The sequence below is a fragment of the Mesorhizobium sp. B2-4-19 genome, assembly GCF_006441315.1.
Classification (GTDB): Bacteria; Pseudomonadota; Alphaproteobacteria; order Rhizobiales; family Rhizobiaceae; genus Mesorhizobium.
Window position 1 is genome coordinate 1 of the sequence record NZ_VFUV01000007.1, and the last position, 23,339, is coordinate 23,339.

The 23,339-nt window shown below is 64.0% G+C and carries 29 protein-coding genes; 22 read left to right on the plus strand and 7 right to left on the minus strand.

Annotation, left to right across the window (positions count from 1 at the left end; genetic code table 11):
- The first annotated feature begins 398 nt into the window (after positions 1–398).
- The 4 genes from FJ546_RS13825 to FJ546_RS13840 all read left to right on the plus strand — a co-directional run bounded on the left by FJ546_RS13825 (position 399) and on the right by FJ546_RS13840 (position 4,648).
- The gene (locus FJ546_RS13825) at positions 399–2,213 is read left to right on the plus strand and encodes a methyl-accepting chemotaxis protein (protein WP_140889854.1); all 1,815 of its coding nucleotides are present in this window, start codon (positions 399–401) and stop codon (positions 2,211–2,213) included.
- Between the two features lie 222 nt (positions 2,214–2,435).
- Positions 2,436–3,536, plus strand: a complete 1,101-nt coding sequence (locus FJ546_RS13830) for a hypothetical protein (protein WP_140889855.1) — start codon at positions 2,436–2,438, stop codon at positions 3,534–3,536.
- A 98-nt stretch (positions 3,537–3,634) separates the two neighbouring features.
- Positions 3,635–4,246 carry a nucleoside triphosphate hydrolase gene (locus tag FJ546_RS13835; RefSeq protein ID WP_140889856.1) on the plus strand — a complete coding sequence of 204 codons (612 nt, stop codon included), beginning with the start codon at positions 3,635–3,637 and terminating at the stop codon, positions 4,244–4,246.
- 93 nt (positions 4,247–4,339) lie between these two features.
- Complete coding sequence (locus FJ546_RS13840) at positions 4,340–4,648, plus strand: hypothetical protein (RefSeq protein ID WP_140889857.1); 309 nt, start codon at positions 4,340–4,342, stop codon at positions 4,646–4,648.
- 50 nt (positions 4,649–4,698) lie between these two features.
- Here FJ546_RS13840 and FJ546_RS13845 read toward each other — a convergent pair whose 3' ends face one another.
- The 3 genes from FJ546_RS13845 to FJ546_RS13855 all read right to left on the minus strand — a co-directional run bounded on the left by FJ546_RS13845 (position 4,699) and on the right by FJ546_RS13855 (position 7,079).
- Positions 4,699–5,403 (minus strand): glutathione S-transferase N-terminal domain-containing protein, encoded by a 705-nt coding sequence (locus tag FJ546_RS13845; protein WP_140889858.1) that lies wholly within the window; start codon positions 5,401–5,403, stop codon positions 4,699–4,701.
- 208 nt (positions 5,404–5,611) lie between these two features.
- Complete coding sequence (locus FJ546_RS13850) at positions 5,612–6,820, minus strand: beta-ketoacyl-[acyl-carrier-protein] synthase family protein (RefSeq protein ID WP_140889859.1); 1,209 nt, start codon at positions 6,818–6,820, stop codon at positions 5,612–5,614.
- A gap of 4 nt (positions 6,821–6,824) precedes the next feature.
- Positions 6,825–7,079: an acyl carrier protein gene (locus FJ546_RS13855; RefSeq protein ID WP_010912831.1), complete on the minus strand. Its 255-nt coding sequence runs from the start codon at positions 7,077–7,079 to the stop codon at positions 6,825–6,827.
- A gap of 201 nt (positions 7,080–7,280) precedes the next feature.
- Here FJ546_RS13855 and FJ546_RS13860 point away from each other — a divergent pair, with 201 nt between their 5' ends.
- The 5 genes from FJ546_RS13860 to FJ546_RS13880 are packed head-to-tail and all read left to right on the plus strand — an operon-like array spanning position 7,281 to position 9,634.
- Positions 7,281–8,123, plus strand: a complete 843-nt coding sequence (locus FJ546_RS13860; RefSeq protein ID WP_140889860.1) for an urease accessory protein UreD — start codon at positions 7,281–7,283, stop codon at positions 8,121–8,123.
- A 13-nt stretch (positions 8,124–8,136) separates the two neighbouring features.
- Positions 8,137–8,439 carry an urease subunit gamma gene (locus FJ546_RS13865; protein ID WP_019862540.1) on the plus strand — a complete coding sequence of 101 codons (303 nt, stop codon included), beginning with the start codon at positions 8,137–8,139 and terminating at the stop codon, positions 8,437–8,439.
- A 10-nt stretch (positions 8,440–8,449) separates the two neighbouring features.
- A complete protein-coding gene (locus tag FJ546_RS13870) occupies positions 8,450–8,704 on the plus strand; it encodes a DUF1272 domain-containing protein (RefSeq protein WP_140889861.1) in 255 nt (84 codons plus the stop codon).
- 30 nt (positions 8,705–8,734) lie between these two features.
- Positions 8,735–9,322 (plus strand): HupE/UreJ family protein, encoded by a 588-nt coding sequence (locus FJ546_RS13875; RefSeq protein ID WP_140889862.1) that lies wholly within the window; start codon positions 8,735–8,737, stop codon positions 9,320–9,322.
- Between the two features lie 6 nt (positions 9,323–9,328).
- Entirely contained in the window at positions 9,329–9,634 is a 306-nt protein-coding gene (locus tag FJ546_RS13880; protein ID WP_140889863.1) for an urease subunit beta, read from the plus strand.
- An 80-nt stretch (positions 9,635–9,714) separates the two neighbouring features.
- On the opposite strand, the gene FJ546_RS13885 is transcribed toward FJ546_RS13880, so the two are convergent.
- Both FJ546_RS13885 and FJ546_RS13890 read right to left on the minus strand, forming a co-directional pair.
- Positions 9,715–10,209 (minus strand): hypothetical protein, encoded by a 495-nt coding sequence (locus FJ546_RS13885; RefSeq protein WP_140889864.1) that lies wholly within the window; start codon positions 10,207–10,209, stop codon positions 9,715–9,717.
- Positions 10,210–10,323: 114 nt separating this feature from the next.
- Positions 10,324–10,686 (minus strand): hypothetical protein, encoded by a 363-nt coding sequence (locus FJ546_RS13890; protein ID WP_140889865.1) that lies wholly within the window; start codon positions 10,684–10,686, stop codon positions 10,324–10,326.
- Between the two features lie 164 nt (positions 10,687–10,850).
- On the opposite strand from FJ546_RS13890, the gene ureC reads away from it, so the two are divergent.
- From ureC to FJ546_RS13935, 9 genes are all read left to right on the plus strand, one after another.
- Positions 10,851–12,566 (plus strand): urease subunit alpha, encoded by a 1,716-nt coding sequence (gene ureC / locus FJ546_RS13895; RefSeq protein ID WP_181167945.1) that lies wholly within the window; start codon positions 10,851–10,853, stop codon positions 12,564–12,566.
- Positions 12,567–12,765: 199 nt separating this feature from the next.
- The gene (locus tag FJ546_RS13900) at positions 12,766–13,254 is read left to right on the plus strand and encodes a DUF29 domain-containing protein (RefSeq protein WP_140889867.1); all 489 of its coding nucleotides are present in this window, start codon (positions 12,766–12,768) and stop codon (positions 13,252–13,254) included.
- Between the two features lie 68 nt (positions 13,255–13,322).
- A complete protein-coding gene (locus FJ546_RS13905; RefSeq protein ID WP_140889868.1) occupies positions 13,323–13,916 on the plus strand; it encodes a hypothetical protein in 594 nt (197 codons plus the stop codon).
- A gap of 45 nt (positions 13,917–13,961) precedes the next feature.
- Positions 13,962–14,567 (plus strand): glutathione S-transferase family protein, encoded by a 606-nt coding sequence (locus FJ546_RS13910; RefSeq protein WP_140889869.1) that lies wholly within the window; start codon positions 13,962–13,964, stop codon positions 14,565–14,567.
- The gene (ureE, locus tag FJ546_RS13915; protein ID WP_140889870.1) at positions 14,564–15,130 is read left to right on the plus strand and encodes an urease accessory protein UreE; all 567 of its coding nucleotides are present in this window, start codon (positions 14,564–14,566) and stop codon (positions 15,128–15,130) included. Before FJ546_RS13910 ends, ureE begins: the two co-directional genes overlap by 4 nt.
- Positions 15,123–15,794, plus strand: coding sequence for an urease accessory protein UreF (locus FJ546_RS13920; RefSeq protein ID WP_140890109.1), 672 nt, complete (start codon positions 15,123–15,125; stop codon positions 15,792–15,794). Before ureE ends, FJ546_RS13920 begins: the two co-directional genes overlap by 8 nt.
- Positions 15,791–16,231 carry a DUF3995 domain-containing protein gene (locus tag FJ546_RS13925; RefSeq protein WP_140889871.1) on the plus strand — a complete coding sequence of 147 codons (441 nt, stop codon included), beginning with the start codon at positions 15,791–15,793 and terminating at the stop codon, positions 16,229–16,231. Before FJ546_RS13920 ends, FJ546_RS13925 begins: the two co-directional genes overlap by 4 nt.
- On the plus strand, positions 16,228–16,869 hold the full coding sequence (ureG, locus tag FJ546_RS13930; protein WP_010912817.1) for an urease accessory protein UreG: 642 nt from the start codon (positions 16,228–16,230) through the stop codon (positions 16,867–16,869). Before FJ546_RS13925 ends, ureG begins: the two co-directional genes overlap by 4 nt.
- Positions 16,870–16,955: 86 nt before the next feature.
- Positions 16,956–17,723, plus strand: coding sequence for a class II aldolase and adducin N-terminal domain-containing protein (locus FJ546_RS13935; RefSeq protein WP_140889872.1), 768 nt, complete (start codon positions 16,956–16,958; stop codon positions 17,721–17,723).
- Here FJ546_RS13935 and FJ546_RS13940 read toward each other — a convergent pair.
- Positions 17,720–18,352: an HAD family phosphatase gene (locus tag FJ546_RS13940; protein WP_140889873.1), complete on the minus strand. Its 633-nt coding sequence runs from the start codon at positions 18,350–18,352 to the stop codon at positions 17,720–17,722. The genes FJ546_RS13935 and FJ546_RS13940 overlap by 4 nt on opposite strands.
- A 245-nt stretch (positions 18,353–18,597) precedes the next feature.
- Between FJ546_RS13940 and FJ546_RS13945 the strand changes: the two genes are divergently transcribed.
- The gene (locus tag FJ546_RS13945) at positions 18,598–19,557 is read left to right on the plus strand and encodes a sugar-binding transcriptional regulator (protein ID WP_010912814.1); all 960 of its coding nucleotides are present in this window, start codon (positions 18,598–18,600) and stop codon (positions 19,555–19,557) included.
- Between the two features lie 66 nt (positions 19,558–19,623).
- Here FJ546_RS13945 and FJ546_RS13950 read toward each other — a convergent pair whose 3' ends face one another.
- A complete protein-coding gene (locus FJ546_RS13950; RefSeq protein WP_140890110.1) occupies positions 19,624–19,809 on the minus strand; it encodes a hypothetical protein in 186 nt (61 codons plus the stop codon).
- A gap of 110 nt (positions 19,810–19,919) precedes the next feature.
- Between FJ546_RS13950 and gcvA the strand changes: the two genes are divergently transcribed.
- From gcvA to FJ546_RS13965, 3 genes are all read left to right on the plus strand, one after another.
- Positions 19,920–20,825, plus strand: a complete 906-nt coding sequence (gene gcvA, locus FJ546_RS13955; RefSeq protein WP_140889874.1) for a transcriptional regulator GcvA — start codon at positions 19,920–19,922, stop codon at positions 20,823–20,825.
- Between the two features lie 203 nt (positions 20,826–21,028).
- Positions 21,029–22,339: a sugar ABC transporter substrate-binding protein gene (locus FJ546_RS13960; RefSeq protein ID WP_095773206.1), complete on the plus strand. Its 1,311-nt coding sequence runs from the start codon at positions 21,029–21,031 to the stop codon at positions 22,337–22,339.
- Positions 22,340–22,462: 123 nt separating this feature from the next.
- Positions 22,463–23,335: a sugar ABC transporter permease gene (locus FJ546_RS13965; RefSeq protein WP_027047618.1), complete on the plus strand. Its 873-nt coding sequence runs from the start codon at positions 22,463–22,465 to the stop codon at positions 23,333–23,335.
- The last annotated feature ends 4 nt before the right edge of the window (positions 23,336–23,339 follow it).

The following is a 23,339-nucleotide window of genomic DNA, read 5'->3' on the forward strand; positions in this document are numbered from 1 at the left end:
GGACAAGGGCGGGTTGGACAAGGGCGGGACTGTTCTGGCGATGCTGTTGCTGAGATAAGGCGAAGCTAACGTAACGCGCTGGATGCGTCCATTTGGTTAATGGCTGTTAGTCCCAGGATTGTCGAGCCCGGCCCTCTTCCTCGCCCCCGCCTCTGGCGGGGGAGAGGGGGAATTCGTAGGATATGGCCTTGCAACCAGATCGCTAACCGGCGAGGTCGGCGCAGCGCCCTCTCCGTCTCGGCTTCGCCGAGCCGCCTCTCCCCCACTCCCGTTCCACTCCGTGGGGGCGAGGAACTTGAGCCCTTTATCCGCCCCGAAAACGCCTGTTTCCTATCTTTCCTTGCCAGAGCCGCGTTTCCTGTGGGAAGGGCGTGGCATTGGCTGGCTTGGGGGGTGGCATGACGAACATCGGGGCCGGGGGCGCAGCGCCCTCGCTTATCAAGGCATCGCTCAGCCGCACCGGCAAATGGGCCGGCAGCGTCGCTTTCATCAGCGGCGCCGTTGGCGACGTGCTCAATCCGCTGGCGCCGTTCGCCGCCTATATCGCACTGGTCGCGTCAATTGCGGCGGCCATCATCGCCATCGCCATTGTGCTCAAGCTGGTGCTGGCGGCCAAGGCGCTGCCGGCGCTGTTGTTCGCCACCAGCGCGGCGGCGGTTGCCGGCGGCGTCTATGCGGTGCAGCAGGAGACCAATTCGCAGAACGGGGTCATCGCCGGCCTGGTGCCGGCGATCGCGCAATTGCAGCAGTCGATGGGCATCGTCTCCGAAAAGGTGACCAGGATCGAGCAGACGGTCACGCAGACGCAAAAGACCGTCGAACAGGTCAAGAAATCGACCGACATGGTTGCCCAGAAGACCGACCAGATCGCGTCCGCGCAGCAGCAGCAGAGGCAGCAGGGGGCGCAGACACAGAAGACGGTCGAGGTGGTCAAGCAGACCACCGACGCGCTCGCCGCCGGCCAGCAACAGCAGCAGGTCCAGGCCGAAAAGCTGCAGGCGACCACCGAGCAGATCGCCGCCTCGATCGACACCATCGCCAAGGGGTTTGCCCAACTGGCAGCGCAGGGCGGGGCGATCGCCGAGCCGAAGCGGCCGGACGAGTTCTACCACAATGCCCGCGTCTATGAATTGTCGGGCGACATGCTCAGCGCCCGGCGCTCCTATCTCGCCTTTGCCGCCTTCGATGTCGACGCCATCGACCCCTATACGCGCTTTGCCACGCTGCTTCGGGTGCAGGACGGCAAGGCGGGCGCCCGCGAAGTGTTCGGGCAGCTGGCCGACAAGGGCAAGGCGCTGTCGATCAAGCTGGTGCACATATTGCAGTTCGAGGACGCGCAGCGGCTGGACAAGCTCAACACCTTCGTCACGGCCAATCCCGATTATGCGCCGGCCTATTTCATCAAGGCGCAGGAGTTTTCGGAAGACCGCCTCGGCAGCCAGACGCTGGCCGACAAACGCAGCGAGGCCCAGGCGCTGACCAAGTTCATGTCCTACGAGAAGGATGGCGGGCTGCTCAAATATTTCGTCGACCAGACGCAGCTGGCCGACTGGCTGGAGCGCAGCCGCAGCCGGCTGGCAGCACTTGGCGACGTGCTCGACCCCGCGCGCTTCGCGCCTTCGCTGACGCCGATGCGCTCCAACCAGGGCTGGTCGATGACCATTTCGCTGCCCGAACCGGCGACCGCGATTTCCTGGCGTCTCGGCGACAGCGGCCCGTTCACCGACACCGGCTTCCTGGCGATGAAGGACCAGACCACCGGCAAGCCGATGGCCAATCCGAGCTTCGAACTGCCCGACAGCACGGCGGCGACCACGATCGGCATAAAATACCTCGACATCAGGGGCCGCGAGACCGGCCCGTTCGACATACGCTTCGATCCGGACGCCGCCCTGCAGCAAGGCGACAAGCAGATCCTCGACCAGTTCTGGACGTCGTGGATCGCCTTCGACTCCGGCGGCAATCACGGCCTGGTCTATTTCACCCAGATGCTGTCCTACCGCTGCGCCATCAAAGAGGTGCATTACGGCCTGAACGGTGCCGCGCTCGACAAATCGCTCGATATACCGCCTTGCGACAAGAAGGACCCCTACGCCATCCCCTACGACGCCAAGGGCTACTTCAAGGTCGCCGACAGCGTGAAATCGATGTCGGTGCAGGTGACCTACACCGACGGGACGAAATCGCTGGTGCGCGAATACAAGCGGCAGTAGTTCTGCTTACCCTCCCCAAGAGGGAGGGTAAAGGAGCTCCTGATGCAAAATGCCTTACGCAGTGCTTGCGCAATCACCGCCTAACGGGTTCTGTTTGCGCCATTACAGCGCCGCGCGTCCTTTCGGACGCGCAAAGGACGCTGTAACGCTTTAGTTCGCGCATGACCCCGAAAATCGATTCCGATTTTCGGGGTCATGCGGCAAGTTTCGGGTGAGAGCGCTATGGATACGATCACGATCAAGGCCAGGGGTATTTCGGTTTCGCTCGACCTCACCGTCGGCCACATTGCCGACATGACCGTCGAGAACGGCGGACGCCGGCTGAAGCCGCTGCACCGCGCGCCATGGGTCGACGCAAGCGAAACTTTGCCGAAGGACCTGCCGCAAGGCACGGTCCGGCTGTCCGGCGACTTCCTCTGCGCGCCGTTTTCGCGCAGCGATGTCGAGGAAGCGCCGCTGCATGGCTGGACGGCCAACAGTGCCTGGGATGTCACCGAGAGCAGCGCAACGGAGAGCGGCTGGCGCGCGGTCTTCCGGCTGCGGCACAAGGTCATGGGCGCCAGCGTCGACAAGATTTTTACGCTCATCGACGGCCATCCCTTCCTCTATCAGGAACATGTGTTTTCCGGCGGCTCCGGCGCGATTTCCGTCGCCCATCACCCGATGACGGTGATGAAAGGCGGCGGCAGGCTGGCCTTTTCGCCGAAGCGCTTTGCCGCGACGCCGGCCGATCCGCTGGAGCCCGATCCCGCGCGTGGCCGCTTCATGCTGGCCTATCCGGCGCGCTCGGCCGACCTCGCCCAGTTTCCCGCCGCCGGCGGCGGCACGGCCGACCTGACGCAATACCGCATGGAGGACCGGCGCGAGGATTTTGTCACCCTGGTCGAGGCCGATCATGGCGGGCCGGGCTGGACGGCGCTGGCGCGCCAGGCCGAGGACGATCTGGTGCTGGTGCTGAAGAACCCGATCGAGTTGCCGATCACCATGCTTTGGCTCAGCAATGGCGGGCGCGACTACGCGCCGTGGAGCGGCCGCCATCTCGGCGTGCTCGGCATCGAGGACGGCCGCTCGGCGATAGGCCATGCCGCCTCGATCGGCGACAATTGGCTGAAGCGCGAAGGCGTGGCGACCGCCTTTACGCTCGGCGAAGGCCGCGGCTTTTCGTTCCGCCATGTCATCGGCGCCCTGCCCCTGTCCGGTGGCACCCCGCCGCGAGAGATCACCACGGCCGACGGCCGGATGCGGCTCGCGGCCGGCGGCTTGGCCAGTGAAATGCCGTTCGACAGCGCGTTCCTGCGCATCGGCCAGCCCGCGGCCGCCTGAGGCGAGGTTTGCGCGAGCGCGGGGTTTGAAATTTCCGCCGACCGCCGCCAAAATGCAGCGTAATGTTTTGCCGATCATCCAGGCAAAGTGAGGATTCCATGTCCGAAATCGCCCACCTCGCCGCCACCATCTTCAAGCGCGCCGGCAAGGCAAAGCGCTTCATCGTCGCCATCGCCGGACCGCCAGGCTCCGGCAAATCCACGCTGTCGGCCGGCCTGCATGACCTTTTGCCGGAGGGGGCGGTGGAGATCGTACCGATGGACGGATTCCACTATGACGACATCGTGCTCAACGCCCGCGACCTGCGGGCGCGCAAGGGCGCACCGGAGACCTTCGACTTTGCCGGCTTCGAGACCCTGCTGAAGCGCATCCGGGCCGGTGAACCCGACATCGCCATTCCGGTCTTCGACCGCAGCATGGAATTGTCGCGCGCCGCCGCGGCGATCGTCGGCACCGAGACCAAGTTCATCCTGGTCGAAGGCAATTACCTGCTGCTCGACGAGGAGCCATGGTCACGGCTGGCGCCGCTGTTCGATTTCTCTATCTTCGTCGACGTGCCGCGCAATGAGCTCGAGCGCCGCCTGATGGAGCGCTGGCACGGCCACGGCCGTTCGGACGAGGAGGCGCGCGCCTGGATCGCCTCCAACGACATGCCCAACATCGAACGCGTGCTGGCCCGGCGCCGGGTCGCCGACCTGATCATTGGTTAACACGCTTAATTTTCCGTATTTTGGGGCGGGAACCTTAAGAGTTTCGCGCCGTTATGCCTCAGAACCCGTTTGTCCGGCGTAAGGGATTTTCCAATGGCAACCAAGGCAAAAAAACCAGCCAAGACGAGGCCTGCGAAGGCAACTCAAGCGAAAGCCGGTGCTGGTCCGGCGATTGCTGAACGCTCGAAAGACGGCAAGGCTGCTTTCGGCAAGGCCGCGCCCCGGAAGGTCGTACCGGCCGCCAAGACCGCCAGCCCGCGCAAATCGGCGCCAGCCAAAGCTGGTGCCGTCCGAACGGCAGCGAATGTCGCTGCAGGCGCGGTGGTCGCAACCGCGCGCGGCGCGGTCTCGCTGGCGGCCTCCGTTATCGGCAGGGGCGGCTCGAAGGCCAAGGCGAAATAGCAGGCTGCTTCGTCCGGCCGAGCATCTTTGGCCAAGGCCGTCAGGCCGTTCTAGCCCTTTGCCGGAATGGTCAGCCCCTTCTGGACCGCCGGCCGCGCCAGGCCGCGCTCCAGCCATGTCGCCACATTGGCGAAATCATCGAAACCGACGAGGTCGCGTGCTTCATAGAAGCCGATCAAATTGCGCACCCAGCCGAGCAGCGAGATGTCGGCGATGGTGTAGTCATTGCCCATGATCCATTTGCGGCCTTTCAGCCTGCCATCGAGCACGCCGAGCAGCCGCCGCGATTCGTCGCGGTAGCGTTCCAGCGGGCGCTTGTCGGCGATCTCGCGGCCGGCGAATTTGTGGAAGAAGCCGACCTGGCCGAACATCGGCCCGACGGACGCCATCTGGAAGAAGACCCACTGGATCGTCTCGTAGCGCCGCGCTGCGTCCGCCGGGACGAGCAGGCCGGTCTTGTCCGCGAGATAGAGCAGGATGGCGCCGGATTCGAAAAGGCCGATCGGCTGGCCGTCCGGGCCGTTGGGATCGATGATCGCCGGGATCTTGCCGTTAGGGTTGAGCGACAGGAATTCCGGCGTCCAGCTTTCGTCCTTGCTGATGTTGACCAGATGCGGCTCATAGGGCAGGCCGAGTTCTTCCAGCGCGATCGATATTTTCACGCCGTTCGGCGTCGTTGCGGAATAGAGCTGGATCTGGTCGGGATGTTTGGCCGGCCAACGGCTGGTGATCGGAAAGGCGGACAGGTCGGCCATCGAAAAACTCCTGAGCGGGGGATTTGCGCCACGGGGCGCGCGGTGTTGGCGGGTGGCCAAGAATTAGGCGCACGGCCGGGCAGGATCAATATGGCGGCGACAGTTTCGCCATGCGTGGACAGCAACCGAGCGCGCTCGAGATCGCCCGGAGGCAGGCAATTATCGCCCTGGCAGACGTTAATCCCTCGGGCGGTAGTGACCGCCAGGATCAGATGGCCTTGAATGCCAGCACCGCGTTGGTGCCGCCGAAAGCAAAACCGTTGCTGATCGCGGCGCGCACCTTGCGCTCGCGCGCGACATTGGGCGTCACGTCGAGATCGCAATCGGGATCGGGTTCGCGGTAATTCGCGGTCGGCGGCACGACGCCTTCGCGGATGGCCATGACGCAGGCGATCATCTCCAGCCCGCCCGAAGCGCCCAGGCAATGGGCGTGCATCGACTTGGTCGAGGAGACCGACAGCGAGCGCGCGTGCTCGCCGAAGACGCGCTTGATCGCGTTGGTCTCGATCTGGTCGTTGGCCTTGGTGCCGGTGCCGTGCGCGTTGAGATAATCGATGTCCTCGGGATTGAGCCCGGCATCGGCGAGACAGAAGCGCATCGCCGCTTCCGGTCCCTCGATGGTCGGGGCGACGATGTCGGAGGCATCGGCCGAAAGGCCGGCGCCGGCGATTTCGGCGAGGATGGTGGCGCCACGCGCCATGGCGTGATCATAGCTTTCCAGAACCGCCATGCCGGCGCCTTCGCCGAGCACCAGGCCCTGGCGGTCGCCTGAGAATGGCCGGCAGGTGTCGGGCGACAGCACGCGCAATGCCTCCCAACCCTTGAGCACGCCCCAGACCAGCGGCGCTTCGGTGCCGCCGGCGACCATGACGTCGGCGCGGCCGAGCCTGATCTGGTCGACCGCGGAGGCCATGGCGTGGTTGGCCGACGAGCAGGCCGAGGTGACGCCGAAGACCGGCCCACGCAGGCCAAGGTGCATGCTGACCTGGCCGGCGGCGGCACCTGGCATGACCCGGGGCACGGTGAAAATGCCGGCGCGATTCTTGCCCTCGACCAGAATGGCGCGATAGTTCTCCTCGACGGTCTCGAAGCCGCAGACGCCGACGCCGACAATGGTTCCCATGCGATAGGTGTTGTCGGCATGCGGGGCCAGGCCGGACTGCCGCAAGGCCTCCTTCGCAGCGATAACCGCCAGCAGGCTGAAACGGTCCATCGACACCAGCTGCTTGCGCTCGATGCCGTGATCGGGCAGCGCCTTGATCTCGCAGCCGGTCTTGACCTTCAGGTCATGCAGGAAAGGATTGTCGATGGGGCCGATGGCCGAACGGCCGGCCCGCATTTCAGCCCAGATCGACGGCGCATCGACGCCTAGGCCACAAAGCCCGCCAATGCCGGTAATGACGACGCGTTTCAGCATTCGGTCAGGCTTTTTTCGCGATCAGCGCGCGAACGGCCTCGACCATGTCGCCAACATTCTTCAGATTGCTCCAGGCATCGACCGTGTTCATTTCGATCTCGATGCCATACTGCTCCTCGAGGTCGAAGATGATCTCCGTCAGCTCCAGCGAATGGATGCCGAGCGACGTCAATTCGGTGCTGGTGGTGATTTCTTCACCGCCCGGCTCGGCATGGGCCTTGATCTTTTCGATGATGTCCGTTGCCAGCTGGTCAGCCATTCGGTTTCTTCCCCACTTTATCGTTTCTCGACGCCAACTGAACAGCGCCTCCTGTCCTCGATATCAGGCCGCGATCGTCGCCTTCTACCCCCGCCAAGCATCGCCTGACCGTATCGAGGTGGCTCCCTCTATAGAAACGGAAACGCCATCAAGCAACAAGCTATATATCGACAAAACCGCCGCAGTGCTTAACCTGACGGCGTGGATACGATCGAGTATGCGAAGTTTTCGGCCTCTTTGGCCCAGCGCGCCGCGGGTCTGGCGCAGCTGGGTTGCGCCAGCGCGGGCGGCCGCACGCGGCTGCGGCGCCTCTATCAGGACGGTTCCGCCAAGATAAGGCTGCCGGCCGTTTCGGCCGACCCGCTGGAGGCGGTGCTGATCAACACCGCCGGCGGACTGACCGGCGGCGACCGCATCGGCTGGGATGTGGATGTCGGCGCCAATGCCTCTGCGTCTATGACGACCCAGGCCTGCGAGAAGGTCTATCGCGCCGCATCCGACCATGCCGAGGTGCGGGTCAGGCTGACGGTCGGCGAGAACGGCCGCATCGCCTGGCTGCCGCAGGAGACCATCGTCTTCGACCGGGCGGCCTTTGCCCGCACATTGGACGTCGAACTCGCCGCGGGGGCCGAGGCGCTGGTGCTGGAAGCCACCGTCTTCGGCCGCCTGGCCATGGGCGAACGCGTCGCGCAAGGCACTTTCCGGGACCGCTGGCGCGTTCGCCAGGATGGTTTCCTCATCCATGCCGAGGATTTCCGCATCGGACCCGATATCACTGGTGCCCTGGCACGTCCGGCGGCCACCGGCGGCGCGATCGCCGTGGCGACGCTGTTGCTGGTGTCGCCGCGAGCCGAGGCCTTTCTCGACCCGGTCCGGGAGATCATCGGCGACCAGGGCGGCGCCAGCGCCTGGGGGGTGCAGGCATCTGGCAAGCTTCTTGCGAGGCTTTACGCCGGGGACGGCTACCAACTGCGCCAGCGGCTGGTTCCGCTCGTCGGATTGCTCAATGGAAGGGCGGGACTGCCCAAATTATGGTCACTGTGATTCTGGAAACCGCATGAACCTGACGCCGAGGGAAAAAGACAAGCTGCTGATCGCCATGGCGGCGATCGTGGCACGCAAGCGGCTGGAGCGCGGCGTCAAGCTGAACCATCCGGAAGCGATCGCGCTGATCACCGATTTCGTCGTCGAAGGCGCACGCGACGGCCGCCCGGTGGCCGAACTGATGGAGGCCGGCGCCCATGTCGTCACCCGCACGCAGGTGATGGAAGGGATCGCCGAGATGATCCATGACGTGCAGGTGGAAGCGACCTTCCCCGACGGCACCAAGCTGGTGACCGTGCACGAACCCATCAGGTGAGGAGACCGAGATGCTCGAGCTGCGCCCAAACTGCGAGTGCTGCGACAAGGACCTGCCGCCAGAGGCAACGGATGCGCTGATCTGCACCTTCGAATGCACCTTCTGCGCCGATTGCGTGGAAAACGTGCTGGACGGCGTCTGCCCCAATTGCGGCGGCAATTTTTCGGCCCGGCCGATCCGCCCGGCAGCGAAGCTGGAAAAATATCCTGCGTCGACCAAGCGCGTCCTCAAGGCCGAGGGCTGCGGCCCGCGCAAGGCCGCGTGACTACTGAATCGCAAACGAAAGGCAAGTAGAATGATCCCTGCCAAACGCCTGTGCCTCGCGGCGGTCCTGCTCATGGCCGCCGCCATGCCGGCCTATGCCCATGTCGGCAGCGGCACGACCTCCTCGTTCACGGCCGGCCTCATGCATCCCTTGTCCGGCCTCGATCATATGACCGTGATGATCGCCGTCGGCCTGTGGGCGGCCCTCAAGGGCGGCAGGGCCATCTGGGCGTGGCCGGCGGCCTTTGTCGGCGTGATGCTTGCCGGCGCGGCCCTCGGCATGGCGCATGTGCCGGCGCCCTTCGTCGAGCCGGGCATATTGGCCTCCGTCGTGACGCTCGGCCTGCTGGTGGCGCTGGCGGTCGATCTGCCCGTCTCGGCCGGCGTCGCCATTATCGGCCTGTTCGCGCTGTTCCACGGCCACGCCCACGGCACCGAAGTCCCGGAAAATGCCGGCGGGCTCGAATATATGGCCGGCTTTGCCGTCGCCACGGCGCTGCTCCATGCCGTCGGCATCGCCGCCGGAATGAGCCTTGGCATGAGGTTCCGTGGTCTGGCTCGTGTCGCGGGAGCGGCTTGCGCTACGATCGGTCTTGGTCTTGCCTTCGGCGTCGTGTGACATCAGATGATCCCCGGCGAAATCATCCCCATCCCAGGCGACATCGAGCTCAACAAGGGCCTGCCGACCGTCACCCTGAAAGTCGCCAACAGCGGCGACCGGCCGATACAGGTCGGCAGCCACTACCATTTCTTCGAAACCAACGACGGGCTGAAATTCGACCGTGAACGGGCGCGCGGCATGCGCCTCGACATCGCCGCCGGCACCGCCATGCGCTTCGAGCCGGGACAGGAACGCGACGTCACGCTGGTGCCGCTCGGCGGCAAGCGCGAGGTCTATGGATTCCAGCAGAAGGTGATGGGCAAGCTGTGAGTTCCGTGGCGTCTCGCGCTTGGCCTTCAAAGACCGCGAACGGCGTTTGGGCAAGCCTGAAAGCAGATCGTGCTTTCGGCTCAGTCCGACGGCTTGGCGGCCGCATAGATGACGATCTTTCCCGGATTATCGAACGCGACGGCAAGAACGTCCTGCGCAGCCAAGCGCCGCGAATCGATAGCATTGAAGAGCAGGGCGTTCGCCTCGATCTCCTTGCGCAGTTCGGCGACATCATCCTTGTGCTGCCGCACCTTGTTCTCGATGGCCGGCGGCGGACCGCCTTCGCTGCGCGCCGCGTCGGTCAGGAACACGATATCGACCTTGTCGAGCTTCGAGGTCTTGCGCACGGTGCCGATGTTTTCACGCGTACGGTCGATCGCCGAATTGACTTTTCCGATTTCTGCCGTTGTCTTGGCCTGTTCCTCGTTGACTTGCGAGCCGACGATCCGGTCGACGGTCTCCGGGCTTTCAAGGCCCTGCGCATTCAGCGCGGCCTGGGGAAGGCTCGCTGCCAGAAACGCGGCCGCCGCGATGGCATGCGGCCATCGGGCATCGGGCGGGGTGATGGAGGTCATCGTTCGCTTTCGCAATCTGTTTCAACAATCAGGAAGCGAAACGACTCCAGCCATGCCATGGTTCCCCTCGCAATACGGCCGGCGGACCGGGTACCGGCCCGCCGCGCCATGCCGTCAGCTGGCCTTCTTGATGATCAGGGTCAGTGCGCCGTTTGGTTCCATGCTGGCAGCGACCACCTGCGCCGAGGTCATTCCCTTGGCCTGGAGGGCGGACTTCACCTTGGGAGTGGCGTCGATCGAGCTGCGCAATTTCTGCAGGCCGGCGTCACCGCGCTGGGCGATCACCTGATTGACCTGCGTCTGGGTGTCCTTCGGCAGCTCGGTGATGTCGACGATGTTGACGCTCTGGATCGCCGGCGCGGCCTGCTGACCGCCGGGAGCGGGAGCAGGCTTGGTCGGAGCAGGCTGCTGCTGGGCACTGGCGGCGCCGGCCAGCATCAGGCTGGCGGCGGCTGCAAGAATTATCGTTTTGCGCATGGATTTTCCTTCCATCGATTTGGCAAACGGTCGTTTTGGGGTGGCCTGCCAACCTCAACCGCCAAATGGGATCAGAAGGTGTCGCCCAGCGGGTCATTGCGTGACCATTGGATGGCGACAATGTGCAGCCCAGCCTCAACCACACCGCATTTCGGGAGCAATCGCTGATGGCCAGAATCTCGCGTGCCGCCTACGCCCAGATGTATGGGCCGACTGTCGGCGACAAGGTCAGGCTGGCCGACACCGAACTCTTCATCGAGGTCGAAAAGGACCTCACCATTCACGGTGAGGAAGTAAAATTCGGCGGCGGCAAGGTGATCCGCGACGGCATGGGCCAGAGCCAGGTATCCCGCGCACAGGGCGCGGTCGACACCGTCATCACCAACGCCTTGGTGATCGACGCCAGCGCCGGCATCTTCAAGGCCGATATCGGCCTCAAGGACGGCCGCATCGCGGCAATCGGCAAGGCCGGCAATCCAGACACGCAGGATGGCGTCACCATCATCATCGGCCCGGGCACCGAAATCATCGCCGGCGAGGGCAAGATCCTGACCGCCGGCGGCTTCGACGCGCATATCCACTTCATCTGCCCGCAGCAGATCGAGGAAGCGCTGATGAGCGGCATCACCACCATGCTCGGCGGCGGCACCGGGCCGGCGCATGGCACGCTCGCCACCACCTGCACGCCGGGGCCATGGCACATGGCCCGCATGATCCAGTCCTTCGACGCCTTCCCGATGAATATCGGCCTGTCGGGCAAGGGCAACGCCTCGCTGCCGGCGGCGCTGGAGGAAATGGTGCTGGGCGGCGCCTGCTCGCTGAAGCTGCATGAGGACTGGGGCACGACGCCGGCCGCGATCGATTGCTGCCTGTCGGTGGCTGACGACTACGACGTGCAGGTGATGATCCACACCGACACGCTGAACGAATCCGGCTTCGTCGAAAACACGGTGGCGACGATCAAGGGCCGCACCATCCACGCCTTCCACACCGAGGGCGCGGGCGGCGGCCATGCGCCCGACATCATCAAGGTCTGCGGCTTGCCCAATGTGATCCCGTCCTCGACCAATCCGACAAGGCCCTACACCGTCAACACGCTGGCCGAGCATCTCGACATGCTGATGGTCTGCCATCATCTGTCGCCGTCGATTCCCGAGGATATCGCCTTTGCCGAAAGCCGCATCCGCAAGGAGACGATCGCCGCCGAGGATATCCTGCATGACATTGGCGCCTTCTCGATCATCTCGTCGGACAGCCAGGCCATGGGCCGCGTCGGCGAGGTGGCGATCCGCACTTGGCAGACCGCCGACAAGATGAAGCGCCAGCGCGGCTCGCTGCCGCAGGAGACCGGCGACAACGACAATTTCCGCGTCCGCCGCTACATCGCCAAATACACCATCAATCCGGCCATCGCGCATGGGCTGTCGAAAGACATCGGCTCGATCGCCGTCGGCAAGCGTGCCGACCTGGTGCTGTGGAACCCGGCCTTCTTCGGTGTGAAGCCGGAGATGGTGCTGATCGGCGGCATGATCGCCGCCGCCCCGATGGGCGACCCCAACGCCTCGATCCCGACGCCGCAGCCGATGCACTACCGGCCGATGTTCGGCGCCTATGGCAAGGCCAGGACCAACTCGTCGGTGACCTTCGTTTCCAAGGCGGCACTCGAGTCGGGGCTGCATGGCCGGCTCGGCGTCGAAAAACAGTTCGTCGCCGTGGAAAACACCCGTGGCGGCATCGGCAAGCATTCCATGGTGCTCAACGACGCCACGCCGCGTGTCGAGGTCGATCCGGAAACCTACGAAGTGCGCGCCGACGGCGAGTTGCTGACCTGCGAGCCGGCGACGGTGCTGCCGATGGCGCAGCGGTATTTTCTGTTTTAAGGCCGCTTGCGGGTTAAGATTCATGAATTCGGTCAAATGCCTCCGACCGAAAACTGCGCGCATTTCGTCAACTGTTGGCGCAAAGCCGTACACGGTTTGTCAACTTCGCCACCGACAAATGTTCGGCTGGATCGCCTGATCGACCCCGTCGTTTGCTTCCAACTTGGAAATGCGGGGCCTTTGGAGCAATATAAGCTGCATGAACAAGATTTTTCGAAAACAGCAATTGACGCCCTTCGAGGCCGATTATGCTCAGTGGTGCGCCGAGCAGGGCGCGCTGTTGCGCGAAGGTCGTCTTTCCGACCTCGACCGCGAGAATCTTGCCGACGAGATCGAGAGCTTGGGGCGGAGCGACAAGAGGGAAATCACGAACAGGCTTGCCACTCTGCTTTTGCATTTGCTGAAGTGGCAGTTCCAGGAAAAGCAGCGCAAGGCGGGCTGGCTGCTTACAATCCGAGAGCAGCGGCATCGAATCAAGAAGTTGGTCGATGAAAGTCCTAGTTTGAAGACCTATCCGCAAACTCAGATTGCCGACGAATTCGCGTTCGCACGGCTCAAGGCGATTGACGAAACCGGCTTGCCTGAAAAGCATTTTCCGATCGATTGTCCGTATCCAATCGCCGACATTCTCAATCAGGATTTTCTCCCAGGCGAGCCATGGATGCCGAACCAAACCGTTCGCGATTAGCGGCAAGCTGACCCGCCACAGTACCCAAGCACGCAATACGCGGGCATGAAAACCTATCGTGATCAGGCATGGCCACCGAAATCGCCTCTCCCCATGACATCTTCCCGCATATCCGCATCGTCATGGGCATGGTGATCGGGCTTGGCGTCGCCCGCCTGCTGTCGGGGGTGGCGCGCATCGTCCAGCATCCCGGCCAATACCGGCTCTATCCCGTGCATCTGGCCTGGGTCGCCTCGGTGCTTCTGATGCTGGTGCATTTCTGGTGGTGGGAATTCGGGCTCTACGCCATCGAGACCTGGACCTTCGGCAAGTACCTGTTCATCATCTTCTACGCGATCACGATGTTCCTGCTGTGCGCGCTGCTGTTTCCCGATTCGATGCTGGACTACACCAGCTACGAGGATTTCTTCTATTCGCGCCGGGGCTGGTTCTTCGGCCTGCTGGCGGCGACCTATCTGCTCGATGTGGTCGATACTCTGCTGAAAGGGCCTGACCATTTCGCCCGCTTCGGCAACGAATATCTGTTCCGCACGCCGGTCTTCGTGGCATTGTGCATCGCCGCGATCCTGGTACGCGACCGCCGCTTCCACATCGCCTTCGTCGCGGCAGCTCTGATCTACCAGATATCTTTCATCCTGCGGCTCTTCGACACGATCGTATGACTGCAGCGGATGGTCTAGAGTCCAGGAAAAAGGCAGGATCCTAGCATGTACAAGGCCGTCGGATCACGCGGATCCCGGGTCAGCCGCCTTCTCTGGATGCTCGAGGAGCTCGGGCAGCCCTATGAATTCGTCGAAGTCAAACTGCGCTCGCCGGAAGCCTATGCGCTCAACCCGTCGGGCAAGGTGCCGGTCCTTGTCGACGGCGAGCTGACGGTGACGGATTCGGCGGCGATCTGCGTCTATCTGGCCGACAAGCATGCGGACAAGGGCATGGGCGCCGGCCCCGGAGTTGCCGGCCGTGCCGAGATGGATTCCTGGATGCATTTTGCCCAGAGCGAATTCGAGGCGCCGCTGTGGAACAAATTGCGCCACCGCTTCCTGCTGCCGAAGGAAGTACGCGTCGATGTCGGCCCCGCCGCGGCCTATGATTTCGCCTCGGAAGCCAAGGCGCTGGACCGCCGGCTCGGCGACAAGCCGTTTGCGCTGGGCGAACGGTTTTCCGCCGTCGACGTGCTGCTGGGCGACATGGGCAACTGGGCGCGCGCCGGAAAATTCCCGATCGAATCCGACCGCGTCAACGCCTATTTCGACCGGGTGCTTTCGCGCCCAGCCCGTGCGCGGGCGCAGGCCAATGGAGGCTCGATGAAATGAAGCTCAACCTCAACACCGACTTCACCAAATTCCCGCGCGCCGTCTCGGTGCTGGCTGCTGGCGAGGCGGGCGCGGCGTCCGCGTTTGCCAAGGCTGTGCTTGCGCATGACGAGCGGCATCTGCGCCGCCGCGCCATCGAACTGTCCAACGGCAGCAAGGTGCTGGTCGACCTGCCCGAACCCGTCGCCCTAAACGATGGCGACCGGCTGGTGCTGGAGGATGGCCGCCATGTCGAGATCATCGCGGCGCCGGAAGAGGTCTACGATATCCGCGCCCGTGACGGCGTGCATCTGACCGAGCTGGCCTGGCATATCGGCAACCGTCACCTCGCGGCAGGCATCGAGGCGGATCGCATCGTCATCCTGCGCGACCATGTCATCAAGGCAATGCTGGAAGGGCTCGGCGCCACGGTGCGCGAGGTCTCCGAACCCTTCAAGCCGGTGCGCGGCGCTTATTCCGGCGGGCATGATCACGGGCACACGCATGCGCACAGCCATGCGGAGGCCCATTCGCACGCGCACAGCCATTCCCACGACGACCATCATCACCACGACCATGACTGACCAGCCTTCGAGCATCGCCCTGCTGCGGCTGATGGCGTGGCTGTCGCCGGCCTTTCCGGTCGGCGGCTTTGCCTACAGCCACGGTCTCGAACGGGCGGTGCACGACGGGCTGGTGATCGATGCCGCGAGCCTGGCCAACTGGCTGGAAACACTGGTCGAGATGGGCTCGGGCTGGAACGATGCCGTGCTGTTTTCCGAGAGCTGGCGCCGCGCCCGCAACGCCGGCGATCTCGACGAAGCGGCAGCCTTGGCCGAGGCGCTCGCCGGCTCGCGGGAACGCCATACCGAGACCATGCTGCAAGGCGCGGCCTTCCTCAAAGCGGCTGCCGCCTGGCCCAATCCGGTGCTGGAGCGCATGCCCGCCGAATGCGCCTACTGCATCGCCGTCGGCGCCATTGCCGGCGGCAATGGCCTTGCACTGCAGCACGCGCTGTCCGCCTTCCTGCAGGCCTTCTTCTCCAACCTCGTCCAGGCGGCGATCAGGCTCGGTGTCATCGGCCAGAGCGAGGCCACCACGCTGCTGGCCGGCTTCGAGCCGTTGGCGCTCTCGACCGCCGACCGCGCGTCCCGTTCGACATTGGACGATCTCGGCGGCTGCGCCTTCGTCTCCGATATCATGGCGATGCGGCACGAGACCCAGTATTCGCGGCTGTTCCGTTCATGATCGTCCTCGCCTTCGCGCTTTCATTCGTCCTGCTGCTGATCACGGCACTGCACGTCTATTGGGGCATTGGCGGCATCTGGCCGGGCAGGGATGCGGCCTCCTGCGCCCGCGCGGTCGTCGGCTTTCGCGGCGTCGAGGACATGCCGACGCCCTTCGCCAGTTTCGCCGTTGCCGCCTGTCTCGGCCTGGCGACGCTCTGGCCGCTGGCGCTCATCGGCTTCTTTGCCTCGCCTTTCCCGAGGGAGGGCCTTGCCGCCACCTCGCTGCTCATCGGGCTGGTGTTCCTGGGACGCGGCATTGTCGGCTTCACGCCGTGGTGGCGGCGCCTGGCGCCCGAACAGCCTTTCGCGCGGCTCGATGTGCGTTACTATTCGCCGCTGTGCCTGTTGATCGGGCTCGGCTTCGCGATCCTTGCCATCATGGAGTTCCCGACATGACCCAAGCCAACGGCCCCCTTCGCATCGGTATTGGCGGCCCTGTCGGCTCGGGCAAGACGACGCTCACCGAAAAACTCTGCAAGGCGCTGCGCGACGAGTTCTCCATCGCCGTCGTCACCAACGACATCTACACCAGGGAAGACGCCATGATGCTGGCCCGGCTGCAGGCGCTGCCGGAAGACCGCATCGTCGGCGTCGAGACCGGCGGCTGTCCGCACACCGCCATTCGCGAGGACGCGTCGATCAATCTGCAGGCTATCGCCGAGCTCAACCGGAAATTCCCCGATCTCGACATCATCTTCATCGAATCCGGCGGCGACAACCTTGCCGCCACCTTCTCGCCGGATCTCGCGGATTTGACGCTCTATGTCATCTCGGTCTGCCAGGGCGAGGAAATCCCTAGGAAAGGCGGACCGGCGATCACCCGTTCCGATTTCCTGATCATCAACAAGAGCGATCTGGCGCCCTATGTGAACGTCAACCTCGACGTGATGGAGAGCGACGCCGCCCGCATGCGCGGCAAGCGGCCGTTCGGTTTCACCGATCTGTCGCGCGGCAAGGGCTTGCGGGAGGTCATCGATTTCATCGTCGAGCACGGCGGGCTGAGGGTTGGCACCGCCACCAGCACGGCGGCCTGACAGGCATCAGCTTCCCTGCACCAACCGAAACCCGTTGCGGGCAGCGGTCGGTCGCGGCATTCTCGCCAAAACCGGAGGATTTTTCGATGAGCATCGCCCGCCTGCAGAAGGAAACGCTGACCAACCTGCCCTTCTACGAAGAGCGCGTCGATCTCGCCTGTGCCTTTCGCTGGACGGCGCGGCTCAACATGCACGAGGCGGTGGCCAACCATTTCTCGCTGGCGGTCAATGAAGACGGCACGCAGTTCCTGATGAACCCCAACCAGGTGCATTTCTCGCGCATCAAGGCGAGCGACCTGTTGATGATCGACGCCAATGATCCGAACACGCTGTCGGGCCCCAACGCGCCCGACCCGACGGCCTGGGGCCTGCATGGCGCCATTCACCGCAACGTGCCGCACGCGCGCTGCGTCATGCATGTGCATTCGATCCATGCCACGGTGCTGGCCTCGCTCGCCGATTCGACATTGCCGCCTATCGACCAGAATTCGGCGATGTTCTTCAACCGCCATGTCGTCGACGCGCATTATGGCGGGCTGGCTTTCGAAGAAGAAGGCGAGCGGTGCTCGCAGCTTCTCACCGATCCCAAGGTCAAGGTCATGGTGATGGGCAATCACGGCGTGCTGGTGATCGGCGACACCGTCGCCGATGCCTTCAACCGCATGTTCTATTTCGAGCGCGCCGCCGAGACCTATATCAAGGCGCTGTGGACCGGCCGGCCGCTGCGCACGCTGTCCGACGCCATCGCCGAGAAGACGGCGAGCGAAATGGACGACTATCCGGGCCAGGCCGAACGCCATCTCGCCGAGCTGAAGGCGATCCTCGACGAGGAAGAGCCGGTCTACCGGAACTAGAGCCCGAGCTGAGCCCGCAATTCCTCGGCGCTGTTGATGACGATGGCGCCGGGCGGTCCTTCCATCGGCTTTTCCGGCCAGAAGATCGTCTTCATGCCCGCCGCCAATCCCGCCATGGCGCCCGGCCAGCTGTCGTCGACCGCCACGGCGTGCGCGGGATCGACATCGGCCAGGTACGCGGCGCGCAGGAAGGGTTCGGCGTGCGGCTTGCCATCACGCACATCGTTGCGGCTGATCGTTTTCATGCCTGGATAAAACAGGCCGACCATGCGCAGATTGGCGTCGACGATCATCCGGTCCGAATTCGAGACCACCGCTTGCTGCACGCCAAGCGCGCGCAATTCGTTGAAGACTTCTATGGCGCCAGGACGCGGTTTCAGCCCCTCCACCAGCGGCAGATAGTGCTCGTATTTGCGCATGATCCAGTCGTCGAAGGGAAGATCGAGGCCGAACTCGTCGCGCATCATTTCGTAGACCGGCCCGGCGGCGACGCCGAGCACCCGCTCATGAAGGTCGGCGGGCGGCTTGAGGCCGGCATTGCGCATTGCCGCTACAAGGGCTGCCTCGTGCAGCGGCTCGCTGTCGACCAGCGTGCCGTCCATGTCCCAGAAAACCGCCTTCGGTGTCATGCAGCGCTCCTTTTGCGATCCCCTTAAAGGGTTTGCGCCGGGAGATAAACCGTCGCGATCACGGAAGGCGACTGCCGCCGGAAGCGAAGCCGCCCTGCCTTGCGCGTCGCGATGGTGTCAGCGAGAAAATCCCGGCCGTGCGCGGCCAAACAATTGCCCTTGAGATTGACAATTGCGCAGGAAGCCGTTCCCTGCGAAACTGGGAGCCGACCGCTCCTGTGAGCAGCGGTTTGTGGAGGCAGGACGTGAATACCCGGCAGGATGGCGGCAGCAACAGGCTGGATGACGCGGCGCGCGCCGGCTGGCTTTACTATGTCGCCGGCAACACACAGGACCAGATCGCCGCCACGCTCGGCATCTCGCGGCAGACGGCGCAGCGGCTGGTGTCGCTGGCGGTGTCGGAGGGCCTGATCAAGGTCCGCGTCGATCATCCGATCGCCAACTGTCTGGACCTAGCCGCCCGGCTGAAATCGCGCTTCGCCCTCGACCTGGTCGAGGTTGTGCCGAGTGATCCCAACTCATCCTCCACCACCATCGGCATCGCCGAGGCGGCGGCGGCCGAGATCGAGCGGCGGCTGCGCTCGCCGACGCCGATCGTCATGGGCATCGGCACAGGGCGCACGCTGAAAGCGGCGATCGAGCAATTGCCGCCGATGGAATGCCCGCAGCACAAGGTGGTGTCCTTGACCGGCAACATTTCGCCTGACGGTTCGGCCGCCTTCTACAACGTCATCTTCACCATGGCCGACCGGGTCAAGGCGCGCTCCTTCCCGATGCCGCTGCCGGTCATCGCCTCGTCGCCGCAGGAGCGCGAGATGCTGCTCAACCAGCCGATGATCCAGCCGACGCTGGCGCTTGCGGCGGAAGCCGATGTCACCTTCATCGGCATCGGCGACCTCGGTCCGAAGGCGCCGCTCTACGAGGACGGCTTCATTTCCGAAAGCGAGTTGAAGGCCTTGCAGAAGGCTGGCGGCATCGCCGAGATCGTCGGCTGGGTGTTCGACAGGGAAGGCCGCATGATCGAGGGCATCACCAACGACCGGGTGTCGTCGGCATCGCTGCCGTCGCGCGAGAAATCGCTGGTCATCGCGCTGGCCATGGGCGAGCGCAAGCTGCCGGGCATCCTGGCGGCCGTGAATCGCCGGCTGGTCAATGGTCTCATCACCGACGAACGGACGGCGACGGCTTTGCTGGCCAGCATCTGACCGGGAAGCGCGCTGCCGCCTCCCGGATGCGGCCGCGGCGACCGTCTGGCGATAAAGCCAACAAGTCTATCCGTGCCGGCCGAAAGGGTCGTTGCCATCGAGGAAACCGAGGTCGCGCTGCAGATGCGGCGACAGGTCCCTGATATCGAGATGCGCCTTTTTTCTGATCGCGAACCAGCCGAATCCGTCCGCGAGCCACGAAATCCAGCGGTGATCGGGAGCGGGAGTGCATTTTTGCTGCGCCATGGTCATGATCGTCAACCTTCGCTATCCTGAACCCGAATGACGGGTTGACAGTGAATGTCGGTCCTGCCGCCCGGCTTTGCCAATCGAACGTCGATAAGGACCCATAAGGAGCCTTTATGCCGGATCTGAGCTCACCGCAGGTTTCGCAACTGCCGCCGCTGCAGGCGATCCGGGTGTTCGAAGCGGTGGCGCGGCAACTTTCCTTCACCAAGGCCGCCGTGGAACTCGCCATGACACAGGCCGCTGTCAGCTATCAGATCAAGGTGCTGGAAGAGCGCGTCGGTGCGCCGCTGTTCCTGCGCCGGCCGCGGCAGATCGAGCTGACCGAAGCCGGCCAAAGGCTGGCGCCGGCGGTCAGCGAGGCCTTTGCCATTCTCAGCCAGGCCTATGCCGCAGCGCGCGGTGGCGCGGACGGGTTGCTGTGCGTCACCACCGTGCTGACCTTTGCCTCGAACTGGCTGGCGCATCATCTGGGCTCGTTCCAGATGGCCCATCCGGCACTTGCCGTGCGGCTCGAAACGTCGAGCCGGCTGACGGATTTCGCCCGCGAGGATGTCGATCTCGCCATCCGCTCGGGCGGCGGCAAATGGCCGGGGCTGGAAGCCCACAAGCTGCTCGACGCTGATTTCACGCCGATGCTGAGCCCGAAGCTCGCGGCCAGCATCGGCGGTGTCAAGGAGCCGGCCGACCTCTTGCGGCTGCCGATCCTCGATCCGGGCGATATCTGGTGGACGCAATGGTTCGAGACGGCCGGCGTGCATGCGCATGATCTCGCCAAGCGGCCCGGCAGCAGCATGGGCGCGCAGGCCTATGAGGCCAATGCGGCCATCGCGGGCCATGGCGTGGCGATCCTGACCCGGGCGCTGTTCAAGGCGGAACTTGCCGACGGCCGCCTGATCCAGCCTTTCGACCTGGTCGGCGATGACGGCCACGCCTACTGGCTGGTCTATCCCGAAGCACGCCGCAACGTGCCGAAGATCCGCGCCTTCCGCGACTGGCTGCTGGCCGAGATCGCCTGCTGAGAGGCGCTTTTCTCCCCATCCAATCTTCCAGGCCTTCCTGTCCCGCCGCCTGATATCGGGCGCCGGTGCGGCTCTCGTCGTCCGTCCATCGGCAGGCCCCGTGCTGCGCTGCAGCATCGAATCCGGCTTGACATAATTCACGGCAAGTGAGTAATTGCTCATAGCCAAGGCAAATGCTCATCTTGGTTCATGGGAGGAATTTGATGAAACTGCGCACGCTCACCCTGGGCTTGTTGTCGGCCAGCGCTCTCGCTTTTGCCGCACATGCCGAATCCATCACCATCGCCACGGTCAACAATGGCGATATGGTCCGCATGCAGAAGCTGACCGACGACTTCACCAAGGCCAACCCCGACATCCAGCTCAACTGGGTCACTCTCGAAGAAAACGTGCTGCGCGAGCGCGTCACCACCGACATCGCCACCAAGGGCGGCCAGTATGACGTGATGACCATCGGCACCTACGAGGTTCCGATCTGGGCCAAGCAGAGCTGGCTGCTGCCGCTCGACAAGCTCGGCGACGACTATGATGTCAAGGACATCATCCCGGCCATCGCCGGCGGTCTTTCGGTCGACGGCAAGCTCTATGCCGCGCCCTTCTACGGCGAAAGCTCCTTCGTCATGTACCGCAAGGACCTGATGGAGAAAGCCGGACTGAAGATGCCCGACGCGCCGACCTGGGATTTCATCAAGCAGGCCGCCGACAAGATGACCGACCGCGCCAATGGCGTGAACGGCGTATGCCTGCGCGGCAAGGCCGGCTGGGGCGAGAACATGGCCTTCCTGACCGCCATGTCGAACTCCTTCGGCGCCCGCTGGTTCGACGAGAATTGGAAACCGCAATTCGACCAGCCCGAGTGGAAGAAGACCTTGCAGTTCTATGTCGACCTGATGAAGGCCGACGGCCCCGAAGGCGCGTCCTCCAACGGCTTCAACGAAAACCTGGCGCTGTTCCAGCAGGGCAAGTGCGGCATGTGGATCGACGCCACCGTCGCGGCCTCCTTCGTCTCCGACCCCAAGGCATCCCAGGTCGCCGACAAGGTCGGCTATGCCCTGGCGCCCGACAATGGCCTCGGCAAGCGCGGCAACTGGCTGTGGGCATGGTCGCTCGCCATTCCGGCTGGCACCAAGAAGGCTGACGCCGCCGAGAAGTTCGTGTCGTGGGCGACCAGCAAGCACTATGCCGAACTCGTCGCTTCGAAGGAAGGCTGGGCCAACGTTCCTCCGGGCACGCGCTCCTCGCTCTATGCCAATGCCGAGTACCAGAAGGCGGCTCCGTTCGCCAAGATGACGCTGGACTCCATCAACGCCGCCGACCCGACGCATCCGACCGTCAAGCCGGTGCCCTATGTCGGCGTCCAGTTCGTCGCCATTCCTGAATTCCAGGGCCTTGGCACCACGGTCGGCCAGCTCTTCTCGGCGGCTCTTGCCGGCCAGTCGAGCGTCGACGATGCACTGAAGCAGGCTCAGGACGCCGCCACCGCGGCGATGACCGAAGGCGGGTACATCAAGTAAGGCTCCTCCCGGTGCCGAATGCCGGTTGCCTCCTCGACCGGCAACGGCCGCCCGAGTTCCCAGCTCGGGCGGCCGCCTTCAACGCCTCTGAAAATTCAGTCTGACCATTGAAGGGTGACCGTCATGGCTACTCAGCAGACCCGTTCGCTTGCCCGTTTCATGATGGCACCATCCGTCGTGCTGCTGTTCGTCTGGATGATCGTGCCGCTGGTCATCACCATCTGGTTCTCCTTCCAGCAGTACAATCCGCTCAACCCGATCCGCGACGGATTCGTCGGTTTCTCCAACTACGCGCTGTTTTATTCCAATCCCGCCTTCCTGCAGTCGATCCTCAACACCTTGATCCTGGTGATCAGCGTGCTGCTGATCACGGTGATCGGCGGCATCCTCTTGGCACTGTTGATCGACCAGCCGATGTGGGGACAAGGCATCGTGCGCATCCTCGTCATCTCGCCGTTCTTCGTCATGCCGCCGGTGGCCGCACTGGTCTGGAAGAACATGATCATGCACCCGCAATATGGGGTGTTCGCCGACATAGCGCGCTTCTTCGGGGCGCAACCGATCGACTGGTTCGGGCAACATCCTATGACGGCAATCATCATCATCGTCGCCTGGCAGTGGCTGCCTTTCGCGACGCTGATCCTGTTGACCGCGCTGCAGTCGCTCGACGGCGAGCAGAAGGAAGCCGCCGAAATGGACGGCGCCGGCTTCATCAGCCGCTTCATCTATCTGACGCTGCCGCACATGTCGCGCGCCATCACCGTCGTCATCCTCATCCAGACGATCTTCCTGCTCTCGGTCTATGCAGAGATCCTCGTCACCACCAATGGCGGCCCCGGCTACGCCTCCACCAACCTGCCCTTCCTCGTCTACCAGAAGGCGCTGCTGGAGTTCAAAATCGGCCAGGCATCCGCCGGCGGTGTGATCGCCGTCATTCTCGCCAACATCGTCGCCTTCTTCGCCATGCGCGCGGTCGGCAAGAACCTCGACAAGTAAGGGA